Origin of the sequence: Streptomyces sp. NPDC087859 (assembly GCF_044742595.1) — a bacterium.
Classification (GTDB): Bacteria; Actinomycetota; Actinomycetes; order Streptomycetales; family Streptomycetaceae; genus Streptomyces; species Streptomyces canus_F.
Window position 1 is genome coordinate 168,524 of the sequence record NZ_JBIUUU010000004.1, and the last position, 22,266, is coordinate 190,789.

Genomic DNA, 22,266 nt, shown 5'->3' on the forward strand with positions numbered 1-22,266 from the left:
TACCGGCTGGGCACAATGGCCCATATGGCCACTGCACCCATCTCCGCCCCGACCGTCGGCTTCGACCTCGACATGACCCTCATAGACTCCCGCCCCGGCATCCGGGCCTGCTACCTGGAACTGTCCGAGCGGACCGGGACGTACATCGACGCCGACCTCGCGATCACCCGGCTCGGGCCCCCGCTGGCGGAGGAACTGGCCCACTGGTTCCCGGCGGACGAGATCCCGGCCATGGCCGACCTCTACCGGTCGCTGTACCCGGCCATCGCGATCACCGCGACGCCCGCCATGGACGGCGCCCGTGAGGCGATCGCCGCCGTGCGGGCGGCCGGTGGGCGGGCGATCGTCGTGACCGCGAAGTACGAGCCCAGCGCCAAGCTGCACGTGGAGCACCTCGGCCTCGACCCCGACGCGGTGATCGGCGACCTGTGGGCCGAGCAGAAGGCGGTGGCGCTGCGCGAGCACGGCGCGAGCGTCTACGTCGGCGACCACCTCGGGGACGTACGCGGCGCCCGGACCGCCGGGGCGCTCTCGGTCGCCGTGGCCACCGGCCCGTGCAGCGCGGCGGAGTTGACCGCGGCCGGCGCGGACGTGGTCCTCGCCGACCTCACCCGGTTCCCGGACTGGCTCGCCGGCTACCGTCCGGCCCGCGCCTGACGCCGCCCCGCCGCGATCGACTGGAACACACCCGCGCCGGCGAGCAGGAAGCCGACGCCCATCAGCATGCTCAGTCCGAACATGTACGTCGGAAAGGGCGTCGTTCCAAGAAGCAGCGGGGCCACGGTGACGAGTGTGGCCACCGTACCGATGAAGAACACGATGGCTCCGGCACGGATCAGTCGGTCACCGGGCGCGGCGGAATTCGTTTGGGTTTTGTCACGCACCGGACCAGGGTAGTTCCCTGCCCGAAGGAACAACCGGGCGACGTCTTGTCACCGGCCTGAAGACCATTAGCCTTGGTACCGGCGGGTCCCGACGACCCGCCCCAGTGCTATCAAGAGCCGTTTCAGAAGCAGTTTTCCGACGAGTACGAGGACGAGGAACAGACGTGCCTACCGGCAAGGTCAAGTGGTTCAACAGCGAGAAGGGCTTCGGCTTTCTCTCCCGCGACGACGGCGGTGACGTCTTCGTCCATTCCTCGGTCCTCCCCGCCGGAGTCGAGGCCCTGAAGCCGGGCCAGCGAGTGGAGTTCGGGGTCGTCGCCGGGCAGCGCGGTGACCAGGCCCTTTCCGTAGTCGTCCTCGATCCGACCCCGTCGGTCGCGGCCGCGACCCGTAAGAAGCCGGACGAGCTGGCCTCCATCGTCCAGGATCTGACGACCCTTCTCGAGAACATCACACCGATGCTCGAAAGGGGCCGTTACCCCGACAAGGCCGCCGGCGGGAAGATCGCGGGCCTGCTGCGAGCCGTCGCCGACCAGCTCGACGTATAGAACTGCTGGATTTCTAAGGGAAAGCCAGTGCATTCGGGCCGAGGGGCGGCACCAGCCCCTCGGCCGCCGCACGTGTGAGGAGCCCCCGCACCGCCGCATAGCCGTCGACGCCGAGATCATGGGTGAACTCGTTGACGTACAGCCCGATGTGCTGGTCGGCGACGGCGGGATCCATCTCCTGGGCGTGCTCCATGACATACGGGCGGGAGATCTCGGGGTCGTCCCAGGCGGCGCGCACCGATGTACGGATGGAATCGGCCAGGTTCGTCAGCGTCCGCTCGCCCAGTGACCGCTTGGCGATGATGGCGCCCAGCGGGATCGGCAGCCCGGTGCTGTTCTCCCAGTGCTCGCCCATGTCCGCGAGCTTGTGCAGCCCGTAGTTCTGGTACGTGAAGCGTGCCTCGTGGATGACGAGCCCCGCGTCGACCTTCCCGTCCCGCACGGCGGGCATGATCTCGTGGAACGGCATGACGACGATCTCGCCGACACCGCCGGGGATCGTGTCCGCGGCCCACAGCCGGAACAGCAGATACGCCGTCGACCGCTCGCTGGGCACGGCGACGGTACGGCCCGTCAGATCCCCCGGCCCGCGGGTGAGCACCAGCGGCCCGCAGCCCCGCCCCAGCGCGCCGCCGCACGGCAGCAGCGCGTACTCGTCGAGGACGTACGGCAGTACGGCGTAGGACACCTTCAGCACGTCGAACTCACCGCGTTCGGCCATGCCGTTGGTGAGGTCGATGTCCGCGAACGTCACGTCGAGCGCGGGCGCGCCGGGGACGCGGCCGTGGGCGAGGGCGTCGAAGACGAAGGTGTCGTTGGGGCAGGGGGAGTACGCGATCTGCATCGGTTCACCGGTCATGTGGGTTCCAACTCTCCAGTACGGGCGCGAGCTTCCCGAAGCCGTCGGTCAGTGCGGCGAGGGCGTCCGGAATCCGCCAGGCGGCACGGTCGCGGGGCCCGACCGGATTGGACACGGCCCGCACCTCCAGCACCGGCACCCCGTGCAGGGCGGCGGCCTCGGCGACCCCGAACCCCTCCATGGCCTCGGCGAGGGCGGTGGGGTGCCGCTCGCGGAGCGCGGCCGCGCGGGCGGCGGTGCCGGTCACGGTGGAGACGGTGAGCACGGCGCCGCGGCGGGCTCCGGTGGCGGCCACGGCGTCCCGGACGAGTGCTTCCGGGGGGCGGTGGGTGACGGTCCCGAACCCCAGCTCGGTCACCGGCACGAAGCCCTCGGCGGTCTCGGCGCCCAGATCGGCCGCGGTGATCTCGTCGGCGACGACGAGCGAACCGACGGGGGCGTGGGGCACGAAGCCGCCGGCGATCCCGGCGGAGACGACGAGGCCGTAGGGGGTGCCTGCCAGCGCGGTGGCCGTGGCGGCGGCGGCGAGGGCGGGACCGACCCCGACGGCGACGACGTCGACCGCCGCCCCGTCAAACGCCCGGGCCACCGCGTCCCGTTCGACCGGGACCGCGGTGGCCACGAGGATGCGCATCGACGTCGCGGCGCTTACGCGTTGTCGTTGACGAGCTTGAAGTTCCAGACGCCCTCGAAGGCCTTGCTGGCTCCCGTGGACCCGGGCTTGTCCTGCTGGACGACGCTGATGTACAGCTGCTTCGGCGCGGCCTGACCCTGCTGGCTGGCGAAGAGGTCGACGCCCTGGAAGGAGTAGTACGTCGTCTTGTAGACGTCGGTGACCTGCTGGCCGTTGATCCACAGCGCCCAGCCGGTGTCCGCGATCTCCGGGTCGACACCGATGCGCAGGGTCTCGCTCTGCGGGACGTCGATCGAGTCGGACGCCTTCTTCAGGGCGCACTTGGTGGCCTTCTCCTGGCCCAGGTTGTCGCCGTCCTCCCAGCACTCGGCCTCGGCGCTCACCGAGTTCTTGCCGACCGTGACGGTGGCGCGCGGCGTCGGCTTGTCGCACGCCGACAGGACGAGCAGTCCGGCGGAAACGGCGCCGGCGGCGGCGACAACGCGGCGGCGTCGCACAGCGGATTGCATCGTGGTCATGGCGGAAGGCTATAGGGCGGTACCGGCCGTCCCGTTACGCGGGGTGCGGCGTGCCGTGCGTTAGGCCACGCGCGCGCGGGAAGAGCCGCCCTGGCGGGCCGAGCGCAGCAGGCCCTTCACCGTCGCCAGCCAGCCCACGGCGACGATCGCGGCGGCCACCGACAGGCCCAGGGAGCCGTTGAGGGGCATCACGATGCCGACGGCGCCGCCGAACACCCAGGACACCTGGAGCAGGGTCTCCGAGCGTGCGAAGGCCGATGTACGGACCTGCTCGGGCACGTCCCGCTGGATCAGCGCGTCCAGGCACAGCTTGGACAGCGCCTGCGCGAACCCGGCGACCGCGGCGAGGACCGCGACCAGGAACGCTCCGAAGAAGATCGCGGCGGTGATCGCGATGCCCAGGACGAACGCGACGACCGTCACGATGATGATCTCCGGAGCCCGCTGGCGCAGCGCCGCCCCCACCGCCGTGCCCAGCGCGTTGCCCACACCGGCCGAGACGACCACGATGCCCAGCGACACCGCGGCGCTCTGCCCGGACAGCGGGTGCTCGCGCAGCAGGAACGCCAGGAAGAAGGTCAGGAACCCGGAGAGGAAGCGCAGACCGGCGTTGGCGCCCAGCGCGTGGGTGACGGCGATGCCGACCGTGCGCAGCCCGGGTCGCTTGACCGGCCGCCGGTGCGGCCCGTGGAGGTGGTCCTCGTCGGCGGCGAGCAGGGCGATGTCCTCGCCCTTGGCCGAGTCGACCTTCGGCGGCAGGGTGAAGGACAGGAACGTCCCCGCGATGAAGATCACGAAGGCGCCGTAGAGAGGCCAGCGCGGGCCCAGCGACTGCAGTCCCGCGGCGATCGGCGCGGCGATGCCGGTCGCGAGGAGCCCGCCGAGGGTGACCCGGGAATTGGCCTTCACCAGGGAGAAGCCGGGTGGCAGGAGACGGGGCACCACGGCGCTTCTGACCACGCCGTACGCCTTGGAGGACACGAGGACCCCGAGGGCCGCCGGATACATCTCGATGCTGCCGGTGACGACCGCCCCGGACAGCACCAGCGCCAGCAGGGCCCGGGCGAGCATCGCGCCCGCCATCGCGGCGCGGCGGCCGTGCGGCAGGCGGTCCAGGAGCGGGCCGATCACCGGGGCGAGGACCGTGAAGGGCGCCATGGTGATCGCGAGGTAGAGGGCGACACGCCCGCGGGCCTCGTCCGTGGGAACGGAGAAGAAGACCGTGGAGGCGAGCGCGACCGTGATCATCACATCGCCCGCGCCGTTCACACCGTGCAGCTCGATCAGCTTGCCCAGACCGGACTCCCCGGCCCCGTGGGCGTGCGTGGCCTTGCGGATGCCTCGGGCGGGTCCGGTGACCGGGAAGTGCAGGGCGCGTCCGACCGAGCGGAAGGAGCCGCGCACCCGGCCCGTGCCGTTGCGTCGGCTGCTCCCCTTGATCCCTTTGGCCCCACCGATCCCGGTGGCTCCTTGGGGTGTCTTCGCGGCTGCCACGACGTCATAGTGCCCCGACTGAGGCGTTCGTAGTGCGGTTACCGCGCGTATGGACGCGCATTCACGGACTTGCCGTGGCCATACCGAGACCGGTGCGGGGGTGCCAAACGTCCCGTCGGTGTAGGCCGAGCGCACGCGAGCAGGTAGCGTGCGTATCTCAGCCATCTTGCACAATGGATGGCACAGGTGCGCCCGAGCGTGAGCGGGCGCGGACGTTGACGCGGTCCCCGGGTCCGCTCCGTCCGCCACCCTCGCCCCCGGCGTACGCACCTACAGTGACGGCGTAGGAGAGAAGCGATACCTGTGAGCGCAGCGACCACGCGAAGCCGCACCCCCGACCGCCTGTGCGCCGAGGCCGTCGACCTCGCACGCACCGCAGCCGAGGAGGCGGCGGCGCCCGGCGTCGTCGGTGAGCACGCGGGACTCGAGTCCGAGGGCGACCGTGTCGTCACGCACTTCTTCGAGTGCAAGGAGCTCGGCTACCGGGGTTGGCGCTGGGCCGTCACGGTGGCGCGGGCATCCCGCGCGAAGATCGTGACGCTCGACGAAGTCGTACTGTTGCCGGGCCCGGACGCCCTGCTGGCCCCCGAGTGGGTGCCGTGGAGCGAGCGCCTGCGCCCGGGCGACATGGGCCCCGGCGACCTGCTCCCCACCGACGCCGAGGACCTCCGCCTGGAACCCGGCTACTCCGGCGAGGACGAGCCGGTCCCGAGCTCCGCAGTCTCCGAGGAGATGGCCGAGCTGGTGGAGGCGGAGGACGCGGAGGTCACGGCCGGTACGCCGTCGAACCTCCCCATGGCGCCGACCCGGGGTTCGATCGCCTCGGTCGCCGAGGAACTGGGCATGCGCCGGGCCCGGGTCCTGTCCCGCTACGGCCTGCACACCGCCGCGGACCGCTGGGACGAGTCCTACGGCGCCAAGACCCCGATGGCGCAGGCGGCCCCCGCGACCTGCGTCAGCTGCGGCTTCCTCCAGCCGATCGGCGGCTCCCTCGGCCAGGCCTTCGGCGTCTGCGCCAACGAGTTCGCCCCGGCGGACGGCCGCGTGGTGTCCCTGTCGTACGGCTGCGGCGGCCACTCCGAGGCGGCGATCATGCCGAAGCCCCCGCGCCCGGCGGCCCCGGTGATCGACGAGACCAAGGTCGACCCCTTCCCCCTGCGCCCGGCCCCGGACTCGGGCTCGGTCCCGGATATCTCGGACGAGGCAGCGGCGGAACTGGGCCACTCGTAGGCCTGCGGCCGGCTTCCATCCGTTTGGCTTCGAGCACGGGAGTCTGGGGACGGGACTGACGCCGTCCCGAGCCCCCACCCACCCGCTGAGGGCTTCGCCGCTCAACGCCGGGCCAGGCATCTCGGCCCGTCCGGCGTTTGAGGACGAGGCCCGTTCAGGGCCGACAGCGGGGGTCTGGGGGCGCAGCCCCCAGGGACGGGACGGGTAGGGGCGGCGGGGGCGAGACCGTGTTCCGCAGCGGCTTCGCCGACGGCCCGCGTGCCGTCCTGGCCGCACACGGCCTCCCCGATCTACGATCCCCTCTCCTCGCGGTACCTTCGACCCCACGCCGACGAGGAGAGTGTTGAACGTGAGCAAGTTCGTGCGGCCCGCAGCCGAGGGAGCCGACCCGTTCGGGACCGCCCGTCTCAGGCGGGGGGTGCTCGACGCCTGGGTGGCCAGCCCCGCCCGGTTCCGTGAGGACGCCAACGCCGAGGAGGACCTCGCCCTCGGCGGCTACCGGGACCGGCTGGTCGTCGAGCTCGCCCAGAACGCCGCCGACGCCGCCGCCAGGGCCGGCGTGCCCGGACGGCTCCGGCTCACCCTCCGCGACGGCGTCCTCGTCGCCGCCAACACCGGCGCACCCCTGGACGCGACCGGCGTCGAGTCCCTCTCCACCCTGCGCGCCTCCGCGAAACGCGACACCGCCGCCATCGGCCGCTTCGGCGTCGGCTTCGCCGCCGTCCTCGCCGTCACCGACGAGCCCGCGGTCGTCGGCCGCCACGGCGGCGTCCGCTGGTCCCTCTCCGAGGGCCGGGAGCGGGCCGCCGACGTCGCCCGCCACAGCCCGGGACTGGGCGACGAGATCCGCCGGCGCGACGGTCACATCCCGCTCCTGCGTCTCCCGTTCGCCGCCGAGGGCACCGCCCCGGACCCGTACGACACGGCCGTCATCCTGCCCCTGCGCGACCCGGCCGCCGGCGACCTCGCCGAGCGCCTCCTGAACGCCGTCGACGACGCCCTGCTCCTCGCCCTCCCCGGGCTGGAGGAGGTGGTGATCGAGACGGACACCACCCGGACCCTGCGCCGCCGCACCGAGGACGCCTTCACCGTCGTGGAGGACTCGCGGGAGGGCGTGACCCGGTGGCGGGTCGCCGCCTCGAACGGGCCACTGACCGCCGAGCTCCTCGCCGACCGTCCCGTAGAGGAGCGGCTGCGGCCGCACTGGTCGGTCACCTGGGCCGTCCCCGCCGACGCCGACGGCACCCCGGCCCGCCCCCGCACCAGCCCTGTCGTGCACGCCCCCACGCCCAGCGACGAGCCGCTCGGTGTGCCCGCGCTGCTCATCGCCTCCTTCCCGCTGGACCCCACCCGCCGGCACGCGGCGCCCGGTCCGCTGACCGACTTCGTGGTGCAGCGCGCGGCGGACGCGTACGTCGAACTGCTCGCCGCGTGGCGGCCGGTGACCGCCGGCATCATCGACCTCGTGCCCGGCCCGCTCGGCAGGGGCGAGCTGGACGGGGCCCTGCGGCAGGCGATCCTGGAGCGGCTGCCCCGGACCGCCTTCCTGCCGCCGGCCCTGCCCCCCGAGCAGGACGACGACCTGCCCGAGGCCCTGCGCCCCAGGGACGCGGAGGTGGTGGAGGGCGCCGGCGCCGACACCGTGCGCGTCCTCGCCGAGGTCCTCCCCACGCTCCTCCCCGCCGGACTCGAACGCCGGGTCGAACTGCGCACTCTCGGCGTCGCCCGGCTTCCGCTGACCGACGCCGTCGACCGGCTGGCCGGGCTGGAGAAGGAGCCGGGCTGGTGGCGCAGCCTGTACGACAGCCTCGCGGGGGTGGACCCGGACCGGCTGTCCGGCCTTCCGGTCCCGCTCGCCGACGGCCGTACCACCATCGGCCCCCGGCAGGTCCTCCTGCCCACCGCCGACAGCGCCGTCATCGACCCGGAGGTGCTCGCCCGGCTCGGCCTCAAGGTCGCCCACCCGGACGCCGCGCACCCCCTGCTGGAGAAGCTCGGCGCGCTGCCCGCCTCCCCGCGTGCGGTGCTGACCACCCCGCAGGTGCGGGCCGCGGTCGCCGCGTCGCTGGACGACGACGGCGGGGCGTGGGAGGAGGACACCCTCGACGCGGAGGAGCTGGCCGACACCGTCCTGGCTCTCGTCCGGGACGCGGGCCTCGAGCCCGGCGACGAGCCCTGGCTCGGTGCGCTCGCCCTGCCCGACGAGGACGGCGAACCGGCGCCCGCCGGTGAACTCGTCCTCCCCGGCAGCCCGTTCGCGCAGATCATGCGCGAGGGGGAACTCGCCACCGTGGACGCCGAGCTGGCCGAGAGGTGGGGCGAACAGCCGCTGGCCGCCTGTGGCGTGCTCGCCACCTTCGCGCTGGTCCGCGCCACCGACGTGGTCCTGGACCCGGACGAACTGGAGCCGCGCGACGGGGACTTCGCCGAGCCGGACGACGCGGGCCTGCTGGACGCCGTGGACGTGTGGAGCGAGGACATCCTCGACCGCTTCCCCGACTCGCCGGTCCCGCCGGTCGCCACGGAACTGATCGCCGTACGCGATCTGGACCTGGTGGACGAGGAGTGCTGGCCGCAGGCGCTCGCCCTGCTCGCCCGGCCGCCGCTGCGGGACGCGCTCACCCAGCCGGTGCGGATCCTGCTGCCGGACGGCACCCATGAAGTCGTACGGCCCTACACCGCATGGTGGTTGCGGGGGCACCCGGTGCTCGACGGCCGTCGCCCGGCCGGTCTGCTCGCGGCCGGCGGGGACCCGCTGCTGCGGGGCCTGTACGAGGAGGCGGACGCGGCCGGCTTCGACGACGAGCAGGTGCTGCGGGCGCTCGGTGTGCGGACGTCGGTGGCCGCGCTGCTGGAGGAGCCGGGTGGGGCGGCGGAGCTGCTCGACCGTCTCGCCGACCCCTCGCGTGAGGTGACGGGGAGCCAGCTGCACGCCCTCTACGGCGCGTTGGCCGATCTGGACCCCGAGCAGGTGACCCTGCCCGACGAGCTGCGGGCCGTCGTCGACGGGCGGGTCGAGGTGGTGGAGGCGGCCGGTGCCGTGGTCGTCGACTCACCCGACCTGCTGCCCTTCACCGCGGGCATGCCGCTGCTGCCGGTGCGGCCGGCGCGCGCCGCCGAGCTGGCGGAACTGTTCCAGGTGCGGCGGCTGAGCGAGTCGGTCACCGGGTCGGTGGACTCCGAGGGCGCCGAACACGACGTACCGGAGCCGGTGCGGGTACTGCTCGGGTCGCGGACGCCGACGACGTACGTCGAGCACGAGGAACTCGTCGTGGACGGCGTGGAGTTGGACTGGCGGCTGACCAACGACGGTGTCCTGCACGCCTCGACGCTCGAAGGCGTCGCCGCCGGACTCGCCTGGGCGGCGGGGCAGTGGCCGCGTCGTTTCGAGGTCGCCGCGCTGCTCGAAGACCCGTCACGAACAGCGGAGTTGGCCCGCGACCGGTGGTTCGACTGATCTGTGCGGGTGATCTTCGAAAAGCTCGCACAAATTTCTCACCATCCGTACAACCATTCACTCGCGTCACGAATCTGATCACATGAGTCAACAGACTCCTTGATCACTTGGGCCCCGACGTGTAGGCGATCGCCGTGGGGGACGACGACCGTCGGGGCCCCTTTCTCCACACGGGGAACGCATGCGTATTCGAGCCATCGGGGCTGCCGTCACCGGCGCCCTGGCCCTTTCCGCCTTCGCTGTGCCTGCCGCGCAGGCGGACGGCAGCCTGGGCGATACCAAGATCACCAAGGTCGTCGTCGACGGCGACAACAAGGTGTCCATCGGCACCTCGGCCGCGAAGACCATCAAGGTGAGCGTCACGGCCACGGACGACTCGGGCATCGCCGGCGCCCAGGAGTTCTCTCTCGAGGGACCCGGCTACGGCTTCCTGACCACCGGCAAGCCGACCTGCACGGCCGTCAGCTCCACCACCTCGACCTGCACCGCGTCGGTGACGGTGGACCCGAAGACGGACTACCTCGACAACGCCAGCGCCGGCACGTGGTACGTCAACGCGTGGATCGACGCCAAGGACGACGACTACATCTGGACGGAGAAGGCCGGGTCCTTCAAGTTCCAGCGCGCCGCCAAGCTCACGGCGAACGCCTCGCCGGAGCCGGTGAAGAAGGGCAAGACCATCACGGTCACCGGCAAGCTGACCCGGGCCGACTGGGAGGCCTACCCGCTTCCCAAGTACGTCAACTACGCGAGCCAGTCGGTGAAGCTGCAGTTCCGCAAGAAGAGCTCCAGCACGTACACCACGCTCAAGACCATCAAGTCGAACTCGTCGGGCAACCTGAGCACCACCGTCACGGCGTCGGTCGACGGCTACTTCCGCTACTCCTTCGCGGGCACGACGACCACCGTGGCGGTCAACGCCACCGGTGACCTCATCGACGTGCAGTAAGCGACAGCGGTCCCCGCACCACCCCACCGGGTCCCGGCGTGTCCGGGGCCCGGTACCTCCCACATTCTCTTCCTTGAGGAAACACATGCGTATTCGCGCCACCGTGGCCGCCGTCTCCGGCGCCCTGGCCCTGTCCGCCCTCGCCGTGCCGGCCGCGCAGGCCGACGAGCGGGTTCCCGTCGGCGTCTCCGCCGCGCACGAGGCCGCCGCGGCCGCCACCGGCAAGTCCGCGTTCGCCGCCGCCGCGGAGGGCACGCCCTACGCCCTCGACGCCTCCTTCTCCAACGTGAAGGTCAACAAGGGCAAGAACATCGTGGTCGGCACCACCAGCGTGGTGAAGGTCCCGGTCTCCTTCACGCTGAACCACGCCGCGGACGTCAACATCTACGCCGACGACTTCTTCGGCGGCGTCGAGCTGTACCGGGGCACGGACTTCTACAACTCCATCTGGTGGTTCGACAGCGGCAACGCGAACTGCACGGACGCCTCCGCGACCGTCGCCAACTGCACGGCCACCGTCGAGGTCGACCCGGCGGACCTGCTGAACGAGGACGCCGGCTCCTGGAAGGCCGCCGGCTTCGCCGTCGCGTTCAACGGCGAGGACCCGGAGAACCCGAACCTGGACAACGTCGGTGTCGCCGTGACCGACAAGACCAACGCGTTCAAGGTGCAGCGTCTCTCCAAGCTGACGGTCAACGCCTCGCCGGAGCCGGTGAAGAAGGGCAAGACCATCACGGTCACCGGCAAGCTCTCCCGCGCCAACTGGGACACCGCCAAGTACGCCGGCTACAGCAGCCAGTCGGTGAAGCTCCAGTTCCGCAAGAAGAGCGCCAGCACCTACACCACGGTCAAGACCATCAAGTCGAACTCGACCGGCAACCTGAGCACCACCGTCAAGGCCTCTGCCGACGGCTACTTCCGCTACTCCTTCGCGGGCACCACGACCACCCCGGCGGTCAGCGCCACGGGTGACTTCGTCGACGTGAAGTAAGCAGAGCCCCTACGACGCCGGTCCCGGAAGCCGTCCGGGGCCGGCGTTCGTGCTTGGTCATGCGGAGCCCAACGGATTCCCTCGGAATCTCTCCAAGATTCAAGCATTGTGCAGGCAAGGACAAAATCCGAACCCACCCGTACAACTCACCCCGGGTGTCACGGATCTGATCGCGTGAGTCAACAGACTCCTAGATCACTTCTCCCCCTGGGGAACGCACATGCGCAACAGAGCCACTCTGGCCGCCGTCTCCGTCGTGACCGGCGCCCTGGCGCTCACCGCCCTCGCCGTGCCGGCCGCGCAGGCCGCCACCACCGCCGGGCCCGCCGTCACCTTCTCCGAGCTCAAGGTGAACAGCGGAAAGAACATCGTGGTCGGCACCACGACCCAGGTCACGGTCTCCGCGACGTACACCGTGACCAAGCCCGCGACCCTCGCCGCGAGCTCCTTCCAGACCGGCCCCGTTCTCTACCGCGGCGACACTCTCGGTGTGAACTCCGACGACCTCCTCCTCGGCGACAACCCCGGCACCTGCACGGCGTCCTCCTCGACGGTCCTGAAGTGCACGGCGAAGATCCAGTTCCGTCCGGACTCCACCGCAGAGGAGGGCGGCCTCGTCAACGCCGAGGCGGGCAGCTGGAAGCTGGGCGCCCTCGCGGCCGACGACAACGGCGGGCTCACCTGGCAGTCCGGTTTCGGCACCACCAAGCTCCAGCGCAGGTCCACCCTCACGGTGAACGCCTCGCCCGAGCCGGTGAAGAAGGGCAAGACCATCACCGTCACCGGCAAGCTGTCCCGCGCCAACTGGGAGACCAACAAGTACGCGGGCTACGCGAGCCAGTACGTCAAGCTCCAGTTCCGCAAGGCGGGCACGACCACCTACACCACGGTCAAGACCGTCAAGACCAGTTCCACCGGCACCCTCAGCACCACGGTCACGGCCTCGGCCGACGGCTACTACCGCTACAGCTTCGCGGGCACGACCACGACCCCGGCAGTGAGCGCAACGGGCGATTACATAGACGTCCAGTAAACCCACCCAGGGGCGCGGGGAACTGCGCGACCAGCCCCCACGGCGCGTCACCCGGCACGCAACAGCCGCCCCCCACCCACCCCCCGGCTCCAGCCCAGCGCTAAGCGGCCACGCGGCGGTCGACCAACTTCCACGTCAACTCCAGGACGGCCGCCGCCACCACCGAGATGCCCACCGCGATCCACGGCATCGTCACCCCCACCAGCTTCAGCGCGAAGAAGTCCTGCAGCCACGGCACCACCAGCACCAGCAGGAACCCCGCGCCCATCGACGCCACCAGCGCCGCCCGCCACCAGGTGTAGGGCCGGGCGATGATGGCGAGCACCCACATCGAGATCAGGAACAGGGTCAGCGTGGCGACGCTCGTCTCCGCGTCCAGCGCGCCCTCGCCCGTGTAGTGGTGACGGGCGATCAGATAAGTCACGAAGGTCGCGATCCCGGCCAGCAGCCCGCCGGGGATGGCGTACCGCATGACCCGCCGCACGAAGTGGGGTTTCGCCCGCTCCGTGTTGGGGGCGAGGGCGAGGAAGAAGGCCGGGACACCGATCGTCAGGGTGGACAGCAGCGTCAGGTGCCGCGGCAGGAAGGGGTACTCCACCTGCCAGCACACCACCAGCACCGCCAGCAGGACCGAGTACACCGTCTTCACCAGGAACAGCGTCGCCACCCGCGTGATGTTCCCGATGACCCGGCGCCCCTCCGCGACCACCGAGGGCAGTGTCGCGAAGCTGTTGTTGAGCAGCACGATCTGCGCCACCGCCCGGGTCGCCTCGGAGCCGGAGCCCATCGACACCCCGATGTCGGCGTCCTTCAGCGCCAGGACGTCATTGACCCCGTCGCCCGTCATCGCGACCGTGTGCCCGTGGGACTGGAGCGCGCCCACCATGTCCCGCTTCTGCTGCGGGGTGACCCGCCCGAACACCGTGCCCTCGTCGAGGGCCTTCGCCATGCCCTCCTTGTCGGTGGGCAGGGCGCGCGCGTCGACGGTCGCGCCGGTCAGCCCGAGTTTCCCGGCCACCGCGCCCACGGACACCGCGTTGTCGCCGGAGATGACCTTGGCCCGTACGTTCTGCTCGGCGAAGTACCGCAGGGTGTCGGCCGCGTCGGGCCGCAGCCGCTGCTCCAGGACGACGAGGGCGGTGGCCCGTGAGCCCTGGGCCACCTCCGGCTCGCTCAGGTCCCGCACGGCCCGTGTCAGGAGCAGCACCCGCAGGCCCTGTTCGTTGAGCCGCTCGGTCTCGGCGAGCGCGGGGTCGTCCGCCGCGAGCAGTACGTCGGGCGCCCCCAGCAGCCATGTGCTCGACTCCCCGTTGCCCTCGCTGAGGGTCGCCCCGCTGTACTTGCGGGCGGAGGAGAAGGGCAGCGACTCGGTGCAGCGCCAGTCCTCGGCGTCCGGGTAGGCGTCGATGATCGCCTGGAGGGACGCGTTCGGCCGCGGGTCCGATTCGCCGAGGGCGCCCAGGACCTTGCGTACATACGACTCGTCGCTGCCGTTCAGCGGCCGCAGCTCCGTGACGTCCATGCCGCCCTCGGTCAGCGTGCCCGTCTTGTCGAGGCAGACCGTGTCGACACGGGCGAGACCCTCGATGGCCGGCAACTCCTGGACGAGGCACTGTTTTCGGCCAAGTCGGATGACCCCTATCGCGAAGGCGACCGACGTCAGCAGGACGAGCCCCTCGGGCACCATCGGGACGATGCCGCCGACCGTGCGGGCGATGGACTCCTTGAGGTCGTTGCTCTTGACGACGAGTTGGGTGATGACCAGGCCGGTCGCAGCCGGGATCATCATCCAGGTCACGTACTTGAGGATCGTGGAGATGCCGGAGCGCAGTTCGGAGTGGACGAGGGTGAACCGGGATGCCTCCTCGGCGAGTTGGGCGGCGTACGCCTCACGCCCCACCTTGGTCGCCCGGAACGCCCCGCCGCCCGCGACGACGAAGCTGCCGGACATGACCTCGTCCCCTGGCTGCTTGACCACGGGGTCGGCCTCGCCGGTGAGCAGCGACTCGTCGATCTCGAGACCGTCGGCCTCGACGCACACCCCGTCCACGACGGCCTTGTCGCCGGGCCCGATCTCGATGAGGTCGTCCAGCACGATGTCGGAGGTGCTGACCTCCAGGGCCACCCCGTCCCGCCGTACCGTCGGCCTGGCCTCGCCGATCACCGCGAGGGAGTCGAGGGTCTTCTTCGCCCGCCACTCCTGGATGATGCCGATGCCGGTGTTGGCGATGATCACGTACCCGAACAGGCTGTCCTGGAACGGCGCGACGAACAGCATGATCAGCCAGAGCACGCCGATGATCGCGTTGAACCGGGTGAAGACATTGGCACGGACGATGTCGGCCATCGACCGGCTGCTGCGCACCGGGACGTCGTTGACCTGACCGTTCGCGATCCGCTCGGCCACCTCGGCGGCGGAGAGCCCGGTCGCCGGCGTGGCGGGGACGGGAACGGGATGCACAGGATCGAGTTCGGCGCCCGCGTCGATGTGCGTCATGCGTTCGACGGTACGTGCGGATTTACGGCTTCACACGCCGAGTGGCCGGAAGATCCGACCTGGGGAGGACGGACCGGCGGGGGGAGTGGTGCCGTGGTTGTACGGGATGCCCCTCACTCCGCGGCAGGGGCCTCGTCGTCCTCGGCGGCGGCCGCCGCCCGCTTGATGGCGGTGTCGCGCTTCTTGACGAAGTAGACGCCGTACAGCCCCAGCCCGGTGCCGGCCAGGCAGGTCCACACCCACCAGGCGTGTCCGCGGTCGTCGAACCAGCCGTAGAAGGGGAGCTGGACGAGGAAGAGGACGAACCAGAGGATCGTGCCGCCGATGATGGTCGGCACGATGGGCCCCTCCAGGGGCTCGGGTGCCTCGTGCTTGGGGGTCCACTTCGCCATGGAGCACAGCTTACGAGGCGATCAGTTCTACGCGCGGAGATGGTGGAGCGCCGCCTTATATGTTCATACTGAAACGGTTTGCCTCTGACCACTTCTCATCGTAGGAAACACCAAAACATGTCCACCTCGGCCCCCGCCAAGGTCCCCGCGCCCGATCAGCCGGGTGGTGCGCCCGCATACGGCGCCCTCGACCGTTACTTCAAGATCTCCGAGCGGGGCAGCACGCTCCCCCGCGAGGTCCGCGGCGGTTTCGCCACCTTCTTCGCGATGGCCTACATCATCGTGCTGAACCCGATCATCCTGGGCAGCGCGAAGGACATGTACGGCAACCAGCTCGACAACGGTCAGCTGGTGACGGCCACCTGTGTGACGGCGGCGTTCACCACGCTCCTCATGGGCGTCATCGGCAACGTCCCGATCGCGCTGGCCGCCGGCCTCGGTGTGAACTCGGTCGTCGCGCTCCAGCTCGCGCCCCGGATGTCCTGGCCGGACGCCATGGGCATGGTGGTGCTCGCCGGCTTCATCGTGATGCTGCTGGTCGCCACGGGTCTGCGCGAGCGCGTCATGAACGCGGTCCCCTTCGGTCTGCGCAAGGCCATCAGCATCGGTATCGGCCTGTTCATCATGCTGATCGGCCTCGTCGACTCCGGCTTCGTCTCGCGTATCCCGGACGCCGCCCAGACCACCGTCCCGCTCCAGCTCGGCGGAAACGGCCACCTCGACGGCTGGCCGGTCCTGGTCTTCATCCTGGGCGCCCTGCTCACCCTGGCGCTCATCGTCCGCAAGGTCTCCGGCGCGATCCTCATCTCGATCGTCGCCATGACCGTCGTGGCGATGATCATCGAGGCCGTCGCCAAGGTCCCGTCCTGGGGTCTGACGACACCGGAGTGGCCCGGCAACCCGGTCGCCACCCCCGACTTCGGGCTGCTGGGCAAGGTCAGCCTGTTCGGCGGCTTCGACAAGGTCGGCGTGCTGACCGGCGTCCTGTTCGTCTTCACGGTCCTGCTGTCGTGCTTCTTCGACGCGATGGGCACGATCATGGGCGTCAGCGACGAGGCCAAGCTGACCGACGCCCAGGGCCAGATGCCGGGCATCAACAAGGTCCTGTTCGTCGACGGCCTCGCGGTCGCCGCGGGCGGTGCCAGCTCCTCCTCGGCCACCACCGCCTTCGTGGAGTCCACGGCGGGTGTCGGCGAGGGCGCGCGCACCGGCTTCGCGAACGTCGTCACCGGTGGCCTCTTCACCGTGGCGCTGTTCCTGACCCCCGTGGCCACGATGGTCCCGTCCCAGGCGGCGACCCCGGCGCTGCTCGCGGTGGGCTTCCTGATCCTGTCCAACTCGGTCAGGGAGATCGACTGGGCGGACTACACGATCGCCATCCCGGCCTTCGTGACCATGGTGATGATGCCGTTCACGTACTCGATCACCAACGGCATCGGCATGGGCTTCATCACCTTCGTGGTGCTGCGGCTGGCCGCCGGGCGGGGCAAGGAGATCCCCGCCGCGATGTATGTCGTCGCCGCCGTCTTCGCCTTCTACTACCTGATGCCGGCCCTGGGTCTCACGTGACCCCGTAGAACTTCTCCGTCTCCTCGACGGCGGTCTGGAACCGCTCGTCGAAGTCATCCCGGATGAGCGTTCGGACGACATAGTCCTGGACGCTCATTCCCCTTTTCGCCGCATGGTCACGGAGCCGTTCGAGCAGCTCCCCGTCTATCCGCAGGCTGAGCACGCTGGTCCCCATGAACACGAGGGTCGCGGGCGTCGGCGGGCGGCGTTCACATTCCGCTGCCGTCTCACTCGTACGGGTGATGATCCTGTTTTAGTGGCCCGCCTCACGGGAATCCTCGCGCGCGCCAGCTTGTTTAGCGAGGGTAATGAGTTACGCTAAAGAGATGCCGGACCTTACGCATGGCGACGACGCTGCCGCCGTGAACTCCCTTCGCTCCGCCGTGATGCGACTGTCCCGTCGGCTCAAGCACCAGCGGGTCGACGAGTCGCTGAGCCCCACCGAGATGTCGGTCCTGGGCACCCTCTCCATCTGCGGCAAGGCCACCCCGGGCGAGCTCGCCCGCAAGGAACATGTGCAGCCGCCCTCGATGACCCGCATCGTGGCGCTGCTCGAGGGCAAGGGACTGGTCCGACTCGAGCCGCACCCAGAGGACCGTCGCCAGAAGGTCGTCACGAAGACGGAACAGGCCGAGGCGATGCTCGCCGAGAGCCGCGCCAAGCGCAACGCCTTCCTGGCCACCCTGGTCGACGGACTGGACGAGGACGAGTGGGCCAAACTGCGCGCCGCCGCCCCCGTGCTGGAGAAGCTCGCCCACCTGTAATCCGTCCTGAGGAGGCGAATCCGTTTGAGTACGGGATCCGGAGCAGACTCCGCCCCCGCACCGTCCACCTCTACCCCCGAGGATCCCGCCAGGCCCTCGAAGTCCTCGATGTTCAGCTCCCTGAAGAGCCGGAACTACCGGCTCTTCTTCGCCGGTCAGGTCGTCTCCAACACCGGCACCTGGATGCAGCGCATCGCCCAGGACTGGCTGGTCCTGAGCCTCACCGGCTCCTCGACCGCCGTCGGCGTCACCACCGCACTCCAGTTCCTGCCGATGCTGCTCTTCGGGCTCTACGGCGGTGTCCTCGTCGACCGCCTCCCCAAGCGCCCCACGCTGCTGGTCACCCAGTCCGCGATGGCCGTCACCGGCCTCGCACTCGCCTTCCTGACCCTCTCCGGGCACGTGGAGGTCTGGCACGTCTACCTGGCCGCCTTCGCCGTGGGCCTCGCCACGGTCGTCGACAACCCGGCCCGCCAGACCTTCGTCTCCGAGATGGTCGGCCCCGACCAGCTGCAGAACGCGGTCAGCCTGAACTCCGCGAACTTCCAGTCCGCCCGTCTGATCGGCCCCGCCGTCGCGGGCCTGATGATCACCGGCGTCGGCACCGGCTGGGCCTTCCTCGCCAACGGCCTGTCGTTCGTCGCGCCCATCACGGGACTGCTGCTGATGCGGTCGCGCGAGTTGCACGCGGTCGAGCGGGCCCCGCGCGGCAAGGGCCAGCTGCGGGAGGGGCTCCACTACGTCGCGGGCCGCCCGGACCTGATCTGGACCATCGTCCTGGTCGGGTTCGTCAGCACCTTCGGCTTCAACTTCCCGGTGTACCTGTCGGCCTTCGCCGACGACGTCTTCCACGCGGGCGCCGGCTCCTACAGCCTCTTCAACACCCTGATGGCGGTCGGCTCCCTCGCCGGCGCCCTGCTCGCCGCCCGGCGCGGCACCGCCCGGATGCGGGTGCTGGTCGCGGGCGCGGTGGCCTTCGGCACGCTGGAGATCGTGGCCGCGCTCGCCCCGTCCCTGTGGCTCTTCGCGCTGCTCATGGTCCCGATCGGCATGTTCGGCATGACGGTCAACGTCACCGCCAACAGCAGCGTCCAGCTGAGCACCGACCCGGCGATGCGGGGCCGGGTGATGTCCCTCTACATGATGGTGTTCATGGGCGGCGCCCCCCTGGGCGCCCCGATCGCCGGCTGGATCACCGACGCGTACGGCGTCCGGGCGGGCCTCGCGGCCGGCGGTGTGATCGCCGCCTCGGCAGCTGTGACGATCGGCCTGTGCCTCGCCCGCATCGGCAACCTGCGCCTGTCGGTGGGCTGGCACCACGGGCATCCGCGGGTGGGCCTGGTCCCCCGTGAGCGGGAGCGGCTGGCGACGGCCGCGTGACGCCGTCCGGCGGGCTGGCAGGGTGGGGCGTATGAGACTGTTCGCCGCGGTACTGCCGCCCGAGGGCGTCGCTCACGAGCTCGCCGCCGAAGTCGACGAACTGAGGAAGCTCCCCGGCGCGGACGCCCTGCGCTGGACCGGCCGCCCGGGGTGGCACTTCACGCTGGCGTTCTACGGCGAGGTCGCCGACGACGTCGTGGCGGACCTTTCGGCGAGGCTGGAGCGGGCGGCCGCGCGCACCGCTCCCTTCGAGCTGGCGGTGCGGGGCGGCGGGCAGTTCGGGCACGGGCGGGCCCTGTGGGCGGGTGCCTCGGGCGATGTGCCGGCGCTGCGGCTGCTGGCGGACCGTGCGGAGGCGGCGGCCCGGAAGGCGGGAGTGCCGATGGGGGAGCACCGGCGGTACAAGGCCCACCTGACGGTGGCGCGCAGCCGGTCGGACGTGGACGTAGGGCCGTACGTCTCCGCGCTCGAGGGGTTCACGAGCCGTACGTGGACCGTGGGCGAGCTGGCGCTGGTCCGCAGCGACCTGCCGAAGTCGGGGGTGCCGGGGGAGCAGCCGCGGTACGAGGTGGTCGCCCGGTGGGCGCTCGGCGGGGCCGGTTAGGCTCGGGGGGTGGACCCGAAGACCCGGAACCGAATCATGGCCGTTGTGCTGGTGCTGATGTTCGTCGTCGTGGCGTTGGCATCGATGCTCGGGCGGTAGGGCCGGGGAACTGCGGCCGGCTTTCGGCCGCGGGCCGGGTGTGGCCGGGCGCGCAGTTCCCCGCGTCCCTGACAGGGCACGCCTACCAGGCGAATGCCTCCGGCGACGGGCCCGGGCCCGGGAAGATCTCGTCCAGGCCGGTCAGCAGCAGGTGGGGGAACTGCGCGCGGTTTTTCGGCTGCGGGCCGTATGCGGCTGGCCGCGCCCGCCGGACGGAGCCGCGTATCGACTCCGCCCCGCGCCCCTGACGGGGGCTCCTACCAGGCGAATGCTTCAGGCGACGGGCCCGGGCCCGGGAAGATCTCGTCCAGGCCGGTCAGCAGTTCCTCGCTCAGCTCCAGTTCCACCGCCCTGATCGCCGACTCCAACTGCTCGGCCGTACGCGGTCCGACGATCGGGCCGGTCACGCCGGGGCGGGTGAGGAGCCAGGCCAGGGCGGCCTCGCCGGGTGCGAGCCCGTGCTTGTCGAGGAGGTCCTCGTACGACTGGATCTGGGCGCGGACGGTGGTGTTGGCGAGGGCGTCGGCGGCCCGGCCACTCGCCCGGCGCCCGCCCTCGACCTCCTTCTTGATGACACCGCCGAGCAGCCCGCCGTGCAGCGGCGACCACGGGATGACACCGAGCCCGTACTCCTGCGCGGCCGGAATGACCTCCATCTCGGCGCGGCGCTCGGCGAGGTTGTAGAGGCACTGCTCGCTGACGAGCCCGATGGTGCCGCCGCGCCGGGCGGCGATCTCGTTGGCCTGGGCGATCTTGTACCCGGGGAAGTTGCTGGACCCCACGTAGAGGATCTTGCCCTGCTGGACGAGGACGTCGATCGCCTGCCAGATCTCCTCGAAGGGGGTGGCGCGGTCGACGTGATGGAACTGGTAGACGTCGATGTAGTCGGTCCGCAGCCGCTTGAGGCTCGCGTCCACCGCCCGCCGGATGTTGAGGGCGGACAGCTTGTCGTGGTTCGGCCAGGAGGGGCCGTCGCCGGCCATGTTGCCGTAGACCTTGGTGGCGAGGACGGTCTTGTCGCGATGCGTGGGGCTCTTCGCGAACCAGTTGCCGATGATCTCCTCGGTACGGCCCTTGTTCTCGCCCCAGCCGTACACGTTGGCGGTGTCGAAGAAGTTGATGCCCGCGTCGAGGGCCGAATCCATGATCGCGTGGGAGTCGGCCTCGTCGGTCTGCGGGCCGAAGTTCATGGTGCCGAGGACGAGTCGGCTGACCTTGAGTCCGGTGCGTCCGAGCTGCGTGTACTTCATGACTCCCTAGCCAACGGCGTGGAGTGCGCTCTAGGCAAGGGTGATCTTGAGTCTTGACGCTAACCAATGGTTAGTGCTTCCCTATGGAAAGTTGGAGCTTGAACTTTCAATATCTATCGCCTGGAGAGTCCTGTGTCCCCCACCACGCCTGTCCGCAAGGCTGTTGTCGCTGTCATGGCCGCCACCGCGGTACTGACCGCAGTGGCCGCACCGGCCGTCGCGGCACCGCGCCCGGCATCCGTCGGTCACCCCGACTTCGCCCGCCTCGGCTATCAGAAGGCAGTCGCCGAACGCGTCCTCAAGGGCGTCTTCGAGCGCGGCGACACCACGGTCGTGGACCGTTTCGTACGGCCGGACTACATCCAGCACAACCCGTTCGCACCGGACGGGGCGGAGACGCTCAAGGGGCTGGCGACGTCGGTGCACGCGCAGTTCCCGGACGCGGTGTACGGCATCAAGCGGGTGCTCTCGGAGGGCGACCTGGTCCTGGTCCACTCGAACGTCGTGCTGACGCCGGGTACGCGTGGCTCCGCCGTGTTCGACATCTTCCGGTTCCAGGGCGGGAAGATCGCCGAGCACTGGGATGTGGGACAGACGGTGCCGGAGTCTTCCGCCAACGGCAACGACATGTTCTCCACGGTGAGTTGGCCGCAGACGACCGAGCCGGGTCCGGGGTTCCTCACCGGGTACAACAAGAAGATGGTGACGGCCGCCTTCGACCAACTGCTCGTGAAGAAGGACCTGTCGGCGATCGACCGCTACTGGGGCCGTGAGTACCACCAGCACAACCCCGGTATCGCGGACGGCGTGGCAGGCGTGAAGTCAGGGCTGGGCGCGTACTTCACGGCCTTCCCCGAGCTGAAGGTGGAGCCCAAGCGCATCATCGCCGAGGGCGACCTGGTAGCCGTCCACAGCCACTACGTCCCGGCACCGGGAGAGCGCGGCCAGGCCATCGTGGACCTCTTCCGGGTACGGGCCGGCAAGATCGTGGAGCAGTGGGATGTGATCCAGGACGTTCCGGAGAGCTCGGCGAATGAGAACGGGATGTTCTAGGGGAGGGTGCCAGGAAGGTGGCCCAACGCCTTTCGTGGTGGGGGAGTTGTTGTGGGAGGTG

General features: G+C 70.4%; 21 protein-coding genes. 12 read left to right on the plus strand and 9 right to left on the minus strand.

Annotation, left to right across the window (positions count from 1 at the left end; translation table 11 throughout):
* The first annotated feature begins 15 nt into the window (after positions 1 to 15).
* Positions 16 to 657: a haloacid dehalogenase-like hydrolase gene (locus tag ACIOHP_RS10905; protein WP_361538537.1), complete on the plus strand. Its 642-nt coding sequence runs from the start codon at positions 16 to 18 to the stop codon at positions 655 to 657.
* Here the strand turns inward: ACIOHP_RS10905 and ACIOHP_RS10910 are convergent.
* Positions 636 to 884, minus strand: a complete 249-nt coding sequence (locus tag ACIOHP_RS10910) for a hypothetical protein (protein WP_351683214.1) — start codon at positions 882 to 884, stop codon at positions 636 to 638. The genes ACIOHP_RS10905 and ACIOHP_RS10910 overlap by 22 nt on opposite strands.
* Positions 885 to 1,048: 164 nt before the next feature.
* On the opposite strand from ACIOHP_RS10910, the gene ACIOHP_RS10915 reads away from it, so the two are divergent.
* Positions 1,049 to 1,432 (plus strand): cold-shock protein, encoded by a 384-nt coding sequence (locus ACIOHP_RS10915; protein ID WP_046259101.1) that lies wholly within the window; start codon positions 1,049 to 1,051, stop codon positions 1,430 to 1,432.
* A gap of 13 nt (positions 1,433 to 1,445) precedes the next feature.
* On the opposite strand, the gene ACIOHP_RS10920 is transcribed toward ACIOHP_RS10915, so the two are convergent.
* From ACIOHP_RS10920 to ACIOHP_RS10935, 4 genes are read right to left on the minus strand one after another with little or no spacing between them, the layout of a single operon-like run.
* A complete protein-coding gene (locus ACIOHP_RS10920; RefSeq protein WP_361538535.1) occupies positions 1,446 to 2,291 on the minus strand; it encodes a 1,4-dihydroxy-6-naphthoate synthase in 846 nt (281 codons plus the stop codon).
* On the minus strand, positions 2,281 to 2,925 hold the full coding sequence (locus tag ACIOHP_RS10925; protein WP_361484886.1) for a futalosine hydrolase: 645 nt from the start codon (positions 2,923 to 2,925) through the stop codon (positions 2,281 to 2,283). The genes ACIOHP_RS10920 and ACIOHP_RS10925 overlap by 11 nt, the downstream gene beginning before the upstream one ends.
* A gap of 14 nt (positions 2,926 to 2,939) precedes the next feature.
* A complete protein-coding gene (locus tag ACIOHP_RS10930; RefSeq protein WP_401885639.1) occupies positions 2,940 to 3,443 on the minus strand; it encodes a hypothetical protein in 504 nt (167 codons plus the stop codon).
* Between the two features lie 60 nt (positions 3,444 to 3,503).
* On the minus strand, positions 3,504 to 4,937 hold the full coding sequence (locus ACIOHP_RS10935; protein WP_401885642.1) for an MFS transporter: 1,434 nt from the start codon (positions 4,935 to 4,937) through the stop codon (positions 3,504 to 3,506).
* Positions 4,938 to 5,240: 303 nt separating this feature from the next.
* Between ACIOHP_RS10935 and ACIOHP_RS10940 the strand changes: the two genes are divergently transcribed.
* From ACIOHP_RS10940 to ACIOHP_RS10960, 5 genes are all read left to right on the plus strand, one after another.
* Positions 5,241 to 6,167 carry a DUF3027 domain-containing protein gene (locus ACIOHP_RS10940; RefSeq protein ID WP_361538527.1) on the plus strand — a complete coding sequence of 309 codons (927 nt, stop codon included), beginning with the start codon at positions 5,241 to 5,243 and terminating at the stop codon, positions 6,165 to 6,167.
* A gap of 349 nt (positions 6,168 to 6,516) precedes the next feature.
* Positions 6,517 to 9,624, plus strand: a complete 3,108-nt coding sequence (locus ACIOHP_RS10945) for a sacsin N-terminal ATP-binding-like domain-containing protein (RefSeq protein ID WP_401885645.1) — start codon at positions 6,517 to 6,519, stop codon at positions 9,622 to 9,624.
* 181 nt (positions 9,625 to 9,805) lie between these two features.
* Entirely contained in the window at positions 9,806 to 10,573 is a 768-nt protein-coding gene (locus ACIOHP_RS10950; protein WP_401885648.1) for a calcium-binding protein, read from the plus strand.
* An 85-nt stretch (positions 10,574 to 10,658) separates the two neighbouring features.
* Positions 10,659 to 11,564, plus strand: a complete 906-nt coding sequence (locus ACIOHP_RS10955; protein ID WP_401885651.1) for a hypothetical protein — start codon at positions 10,659 to 10,661, stop codon at positions 11,562 to 11,564.
* 220 nt (positions 11,565 to 11,784) lie between these two features.
* Positions 11,785 to 12,597 carry a hypothetical protein gene (locus ACIOHP_RS10960; protein WP_401885658.1) on the plus strand — a complete coding sequence of 271 codons (813 nt, stop codon included), beginning with the start codon at positions 11,785 to 11,787 and terminating at the stop codon, positions 12,595 to 12,597.
* Positions 12,598 to 12,697: 100 nt separating this feature from the next.
* On the opposite strand, the gene ACIOHP_RS10965 is transcribed toward ACIOHP_RS10960, so the two are convergent.
* Both ACIOHP_RS10965 and ACIOHP_RS10970 read right to left on the minus strand, forming a co-directional pair.
* Positions 12,698 to 15,094, minus strand: a complete 2,397-nt coding sequence (locus tag ACIOHP_RS10965; protein ID WP_401885662.1) for a cation-translocating P-type ATPase — start codon at positions 15,092 to 15,094, stop codon at positions 12,698 to 12,700.
* A 113-nt stretch (positions 15,095 to 15,207) separates the two neighbouring features.
* On the minus strand, positions 15,208 to 15,486 hold the full coding sequence (locus ACIOHP_RS10970; protein ID WP_361538515.1) for a DUF2530 domain-containing protein: 279 nt from the start codon (positions 15,484 to 15,486) through the stop codon (positions 15,208 to 15,210).
* A gap of 117 nt (positions 15,487 to 15,603) precedes the next feature.
* Between ACIOHP_RS10970 and ACIOHP_RS10975 the strand changes: the two genes are divergently transcribed.
* A complete protein-coding gene (locus ACIOHP_RS10975; protein ID WP_361538513.1) occupies positions 15,604 to 17,055 on the plus strand; it encodes an NCS2 family permease in 1,452 nt (483 codons plus the stop codon).
* Here the strand turns inward: ACIOHP_RS10975 and ACIOHP_RS10980 are convergent.
* Complete coding sequence (locus ACIOHP_RS10980) at positions 17,048 to 17,236, minus strand: hypothetical protein (protein ID WP_046259088.1); 189 nt, start codon at positions 17,234 to 17,236, stop codon at positions 17,048 to 17,050. The two genes, ACIOHP_RS10975 and ACIOHP_RS10980, sit on opposite strands and share 8 nt — an antisense overlap.
* Before the next feature lie 145 nt (positions 17,237 to 17,381).
* Between ACIOHP_RS10980 and ACIOHP_RS10985 the strand changes: the two genes are divergently transcribed.
* Genes ACIOHP_RS10985 through thpR form a run of 3 tightly spaced genes read left to right on the plus strand, consistent with a single transcriptional unit; the run spans position 17,382 to position 19,803 of the window.
* On the plus strand, positions 17,382 to 17,819 hold the full coding sequence (locus tag ACIOHP_RS10985; protein ID WP_046259087.1) for a MarR family winged helix-turn-helix transcriptional regulator: 438 nt from the start codon (positions 17,382 to 17,384) through the stop codon (positions 17,817 to 17,819).
* A 24-nt stretch (positions 17,820 to 17,843) separates the two neighbouring features.
* A complete protein-coding gene (locus tag ACIOHP_RS10990; RefSeq protein WP_401885668.1) occupies positions 17,844 to 19,199 on the plus strand; it encodes an MFS transporter in 1,356 nt (451 codons plus the stop codon).
* Positions 19,200 to 19,230: 31 nt separating this feature from the next.
* Positions 19,231 to 19,803 carry an RNA 2',3'-cyclic phosphodiesterase gene (gene thpR / locus ACIOHP_RS10995; RefSeq protein WP_401885671.1) on the plus strand — a complete coding sequence of 191 codons (573 nt, stop codon included), beginning with the start codon at positions 19,231 to 19,233 and terminating at the stop codon, positions 19,801 to 19,803.
* A 356-nt stretch (positions 19,804 to 20,159) separates the two neighbouring features.
* On the opposite strand, the gene ACIOHP_RS11000 is transcribed toward thpR, so the two are convergent.
* A complete protein-coding gene (locus ACIOHP_RS11000) occupies positions 20,160 to 21,152 on the minus strand; it encodes an aldo/keto reductase (RefSeq protein WP_361538506.1) in 993 nt (330 codons plus the stop codon).
* Positions 21,153 to 21,326: 174 nt separating this feature from the next.
* On the opposite strand from ACIOHP_RS11000, the gene ACIOHP_RS11005 reads away from it, so the two are divergent.
* Positions 21,327 to 22,205 carry a nuclear transport factor 2 family protein gene (locus ACIOHP_RS11005; RefSeq protein ID WP_401885674.1) on the plus strand — a complete coding sequence of 293 codons (879 nt, stop codon included), beginning with the start codon at positions 21,327 to 21,329 and terminating at the stop codon, positions 22,203 to 22,205.
* Positions 22,206 to 22,266 lie beyond the last annotated feature (61 nt).

What these genes read in the sequence shown, in the direction of transcription:
- ACIOHP_RS10905 (WP_361538537.1), top strand. Translation starts at nt 16, where the DNA reads ATGGCCCATATGGCCACTGCACCCATCTCCGCCCCGACCGTCGGCTTC.
- ACIOHP_RS10920 (WP_361538535.1), bottom strand. Translation starts at nt 2,291, where the DNA reads ATGACCGGTGAACCGATGCAGATCGCGTACTCCCCCTGCCCCAACGAC.
- ACIOHP_RS10925 (WP_361484886.1), bottom strand. Translation starts at nt 2,925, where the DNA reads ATGCGCATCCTCGTGGCCACCGCGGTCCCGGTCGAACGGGACGCGGTG.
- ACIOHP_RS10930 (WP_401885639.1), bottom strand. Translation starts at nt 3,443, where the DNA reads ATGACCACGATGCAATCCGCTGTGCGACGCCGCCGCGTTGTCGCCGCC.
- ACIOHP_RS10950 (WP_401885648.1), top strand. Translation starts at nt 9,806, where the DNA reads ATGCGTATTCGAGCCATCGGGGCTGCCGTCACCGGCGCCCTGGCCCTT.
- ACIOHP_RS10955 (WP_401885651.1), top strand. Translation starts at nt 10,659, where the DNA reads ATGCGTATTCGCGCCACCGTGGCCGCCGTCTCCGGCGCCCTGGCCCTG.
- ACIOHP_RS10960 (WP_401885658.1), top strand. Translation starts at nt 11,785, where the DNA reads ATGCGCAACAGAGCCACTCTGGCCGCCGTCTCCGTCGTGACCGGCGCC.
- ACIOHP_RS10965 (WP_401885662.1), bottom strand. Translation starts at nt 15,094, where the DNA reads ATGACGCACATCGACGCGGGCGCCGAACTCGATCCTGTGCATCCCGTT.
- ACIOHP_RS10970 (WP_361538515.1), bottom strand. Translation starts at nt 15,486, where the DNA reads ATGGCGAAGTGGACCCCCAAGCACGAGGCACCCGAGCCCCTGGAGGGG.
- ACIOHP_RS10975 (WP_361538513.1), top strand. Translation starts at nt 15,604, where the DNA reads ATGTCCACCTCGGCCCCCGCCAAGGTCCCCGCGCCCGATCAGCCGGGT.
- ACIOHP_RS10985 (WP_046259087.1), top strand. Translation starts at nt 17,382, where the DNA reads ATGCCGGACCTTACGCATGGCGACGACGCTGCCGCCGTGAACTCCCTT.
- thpR (WP_401885671.1), top strand. Translation starts at nt 19,231, where the DNA reads ATGAGACTGTTCGCCGCGGTACTGCCGCCCGAGGGCGTCGCTCACGAG.
- ACIOHP_RS11000 (WP_361538506.1), bottom strand. Translation starts at nt 21,152, where the DNA reads ATGAAGTACACGCAGCTCGGACGCACCGGACTCAAGGTCAGCCGACTC.
- ACIOHP_RS11005 (WP_401885674.1), top strand. Translation starts at nt 21,327, where the DNA reads ATGGCCGCCACCGCGGTACTGACCGCAGTGGCCGCACCGGCCGTCGCG.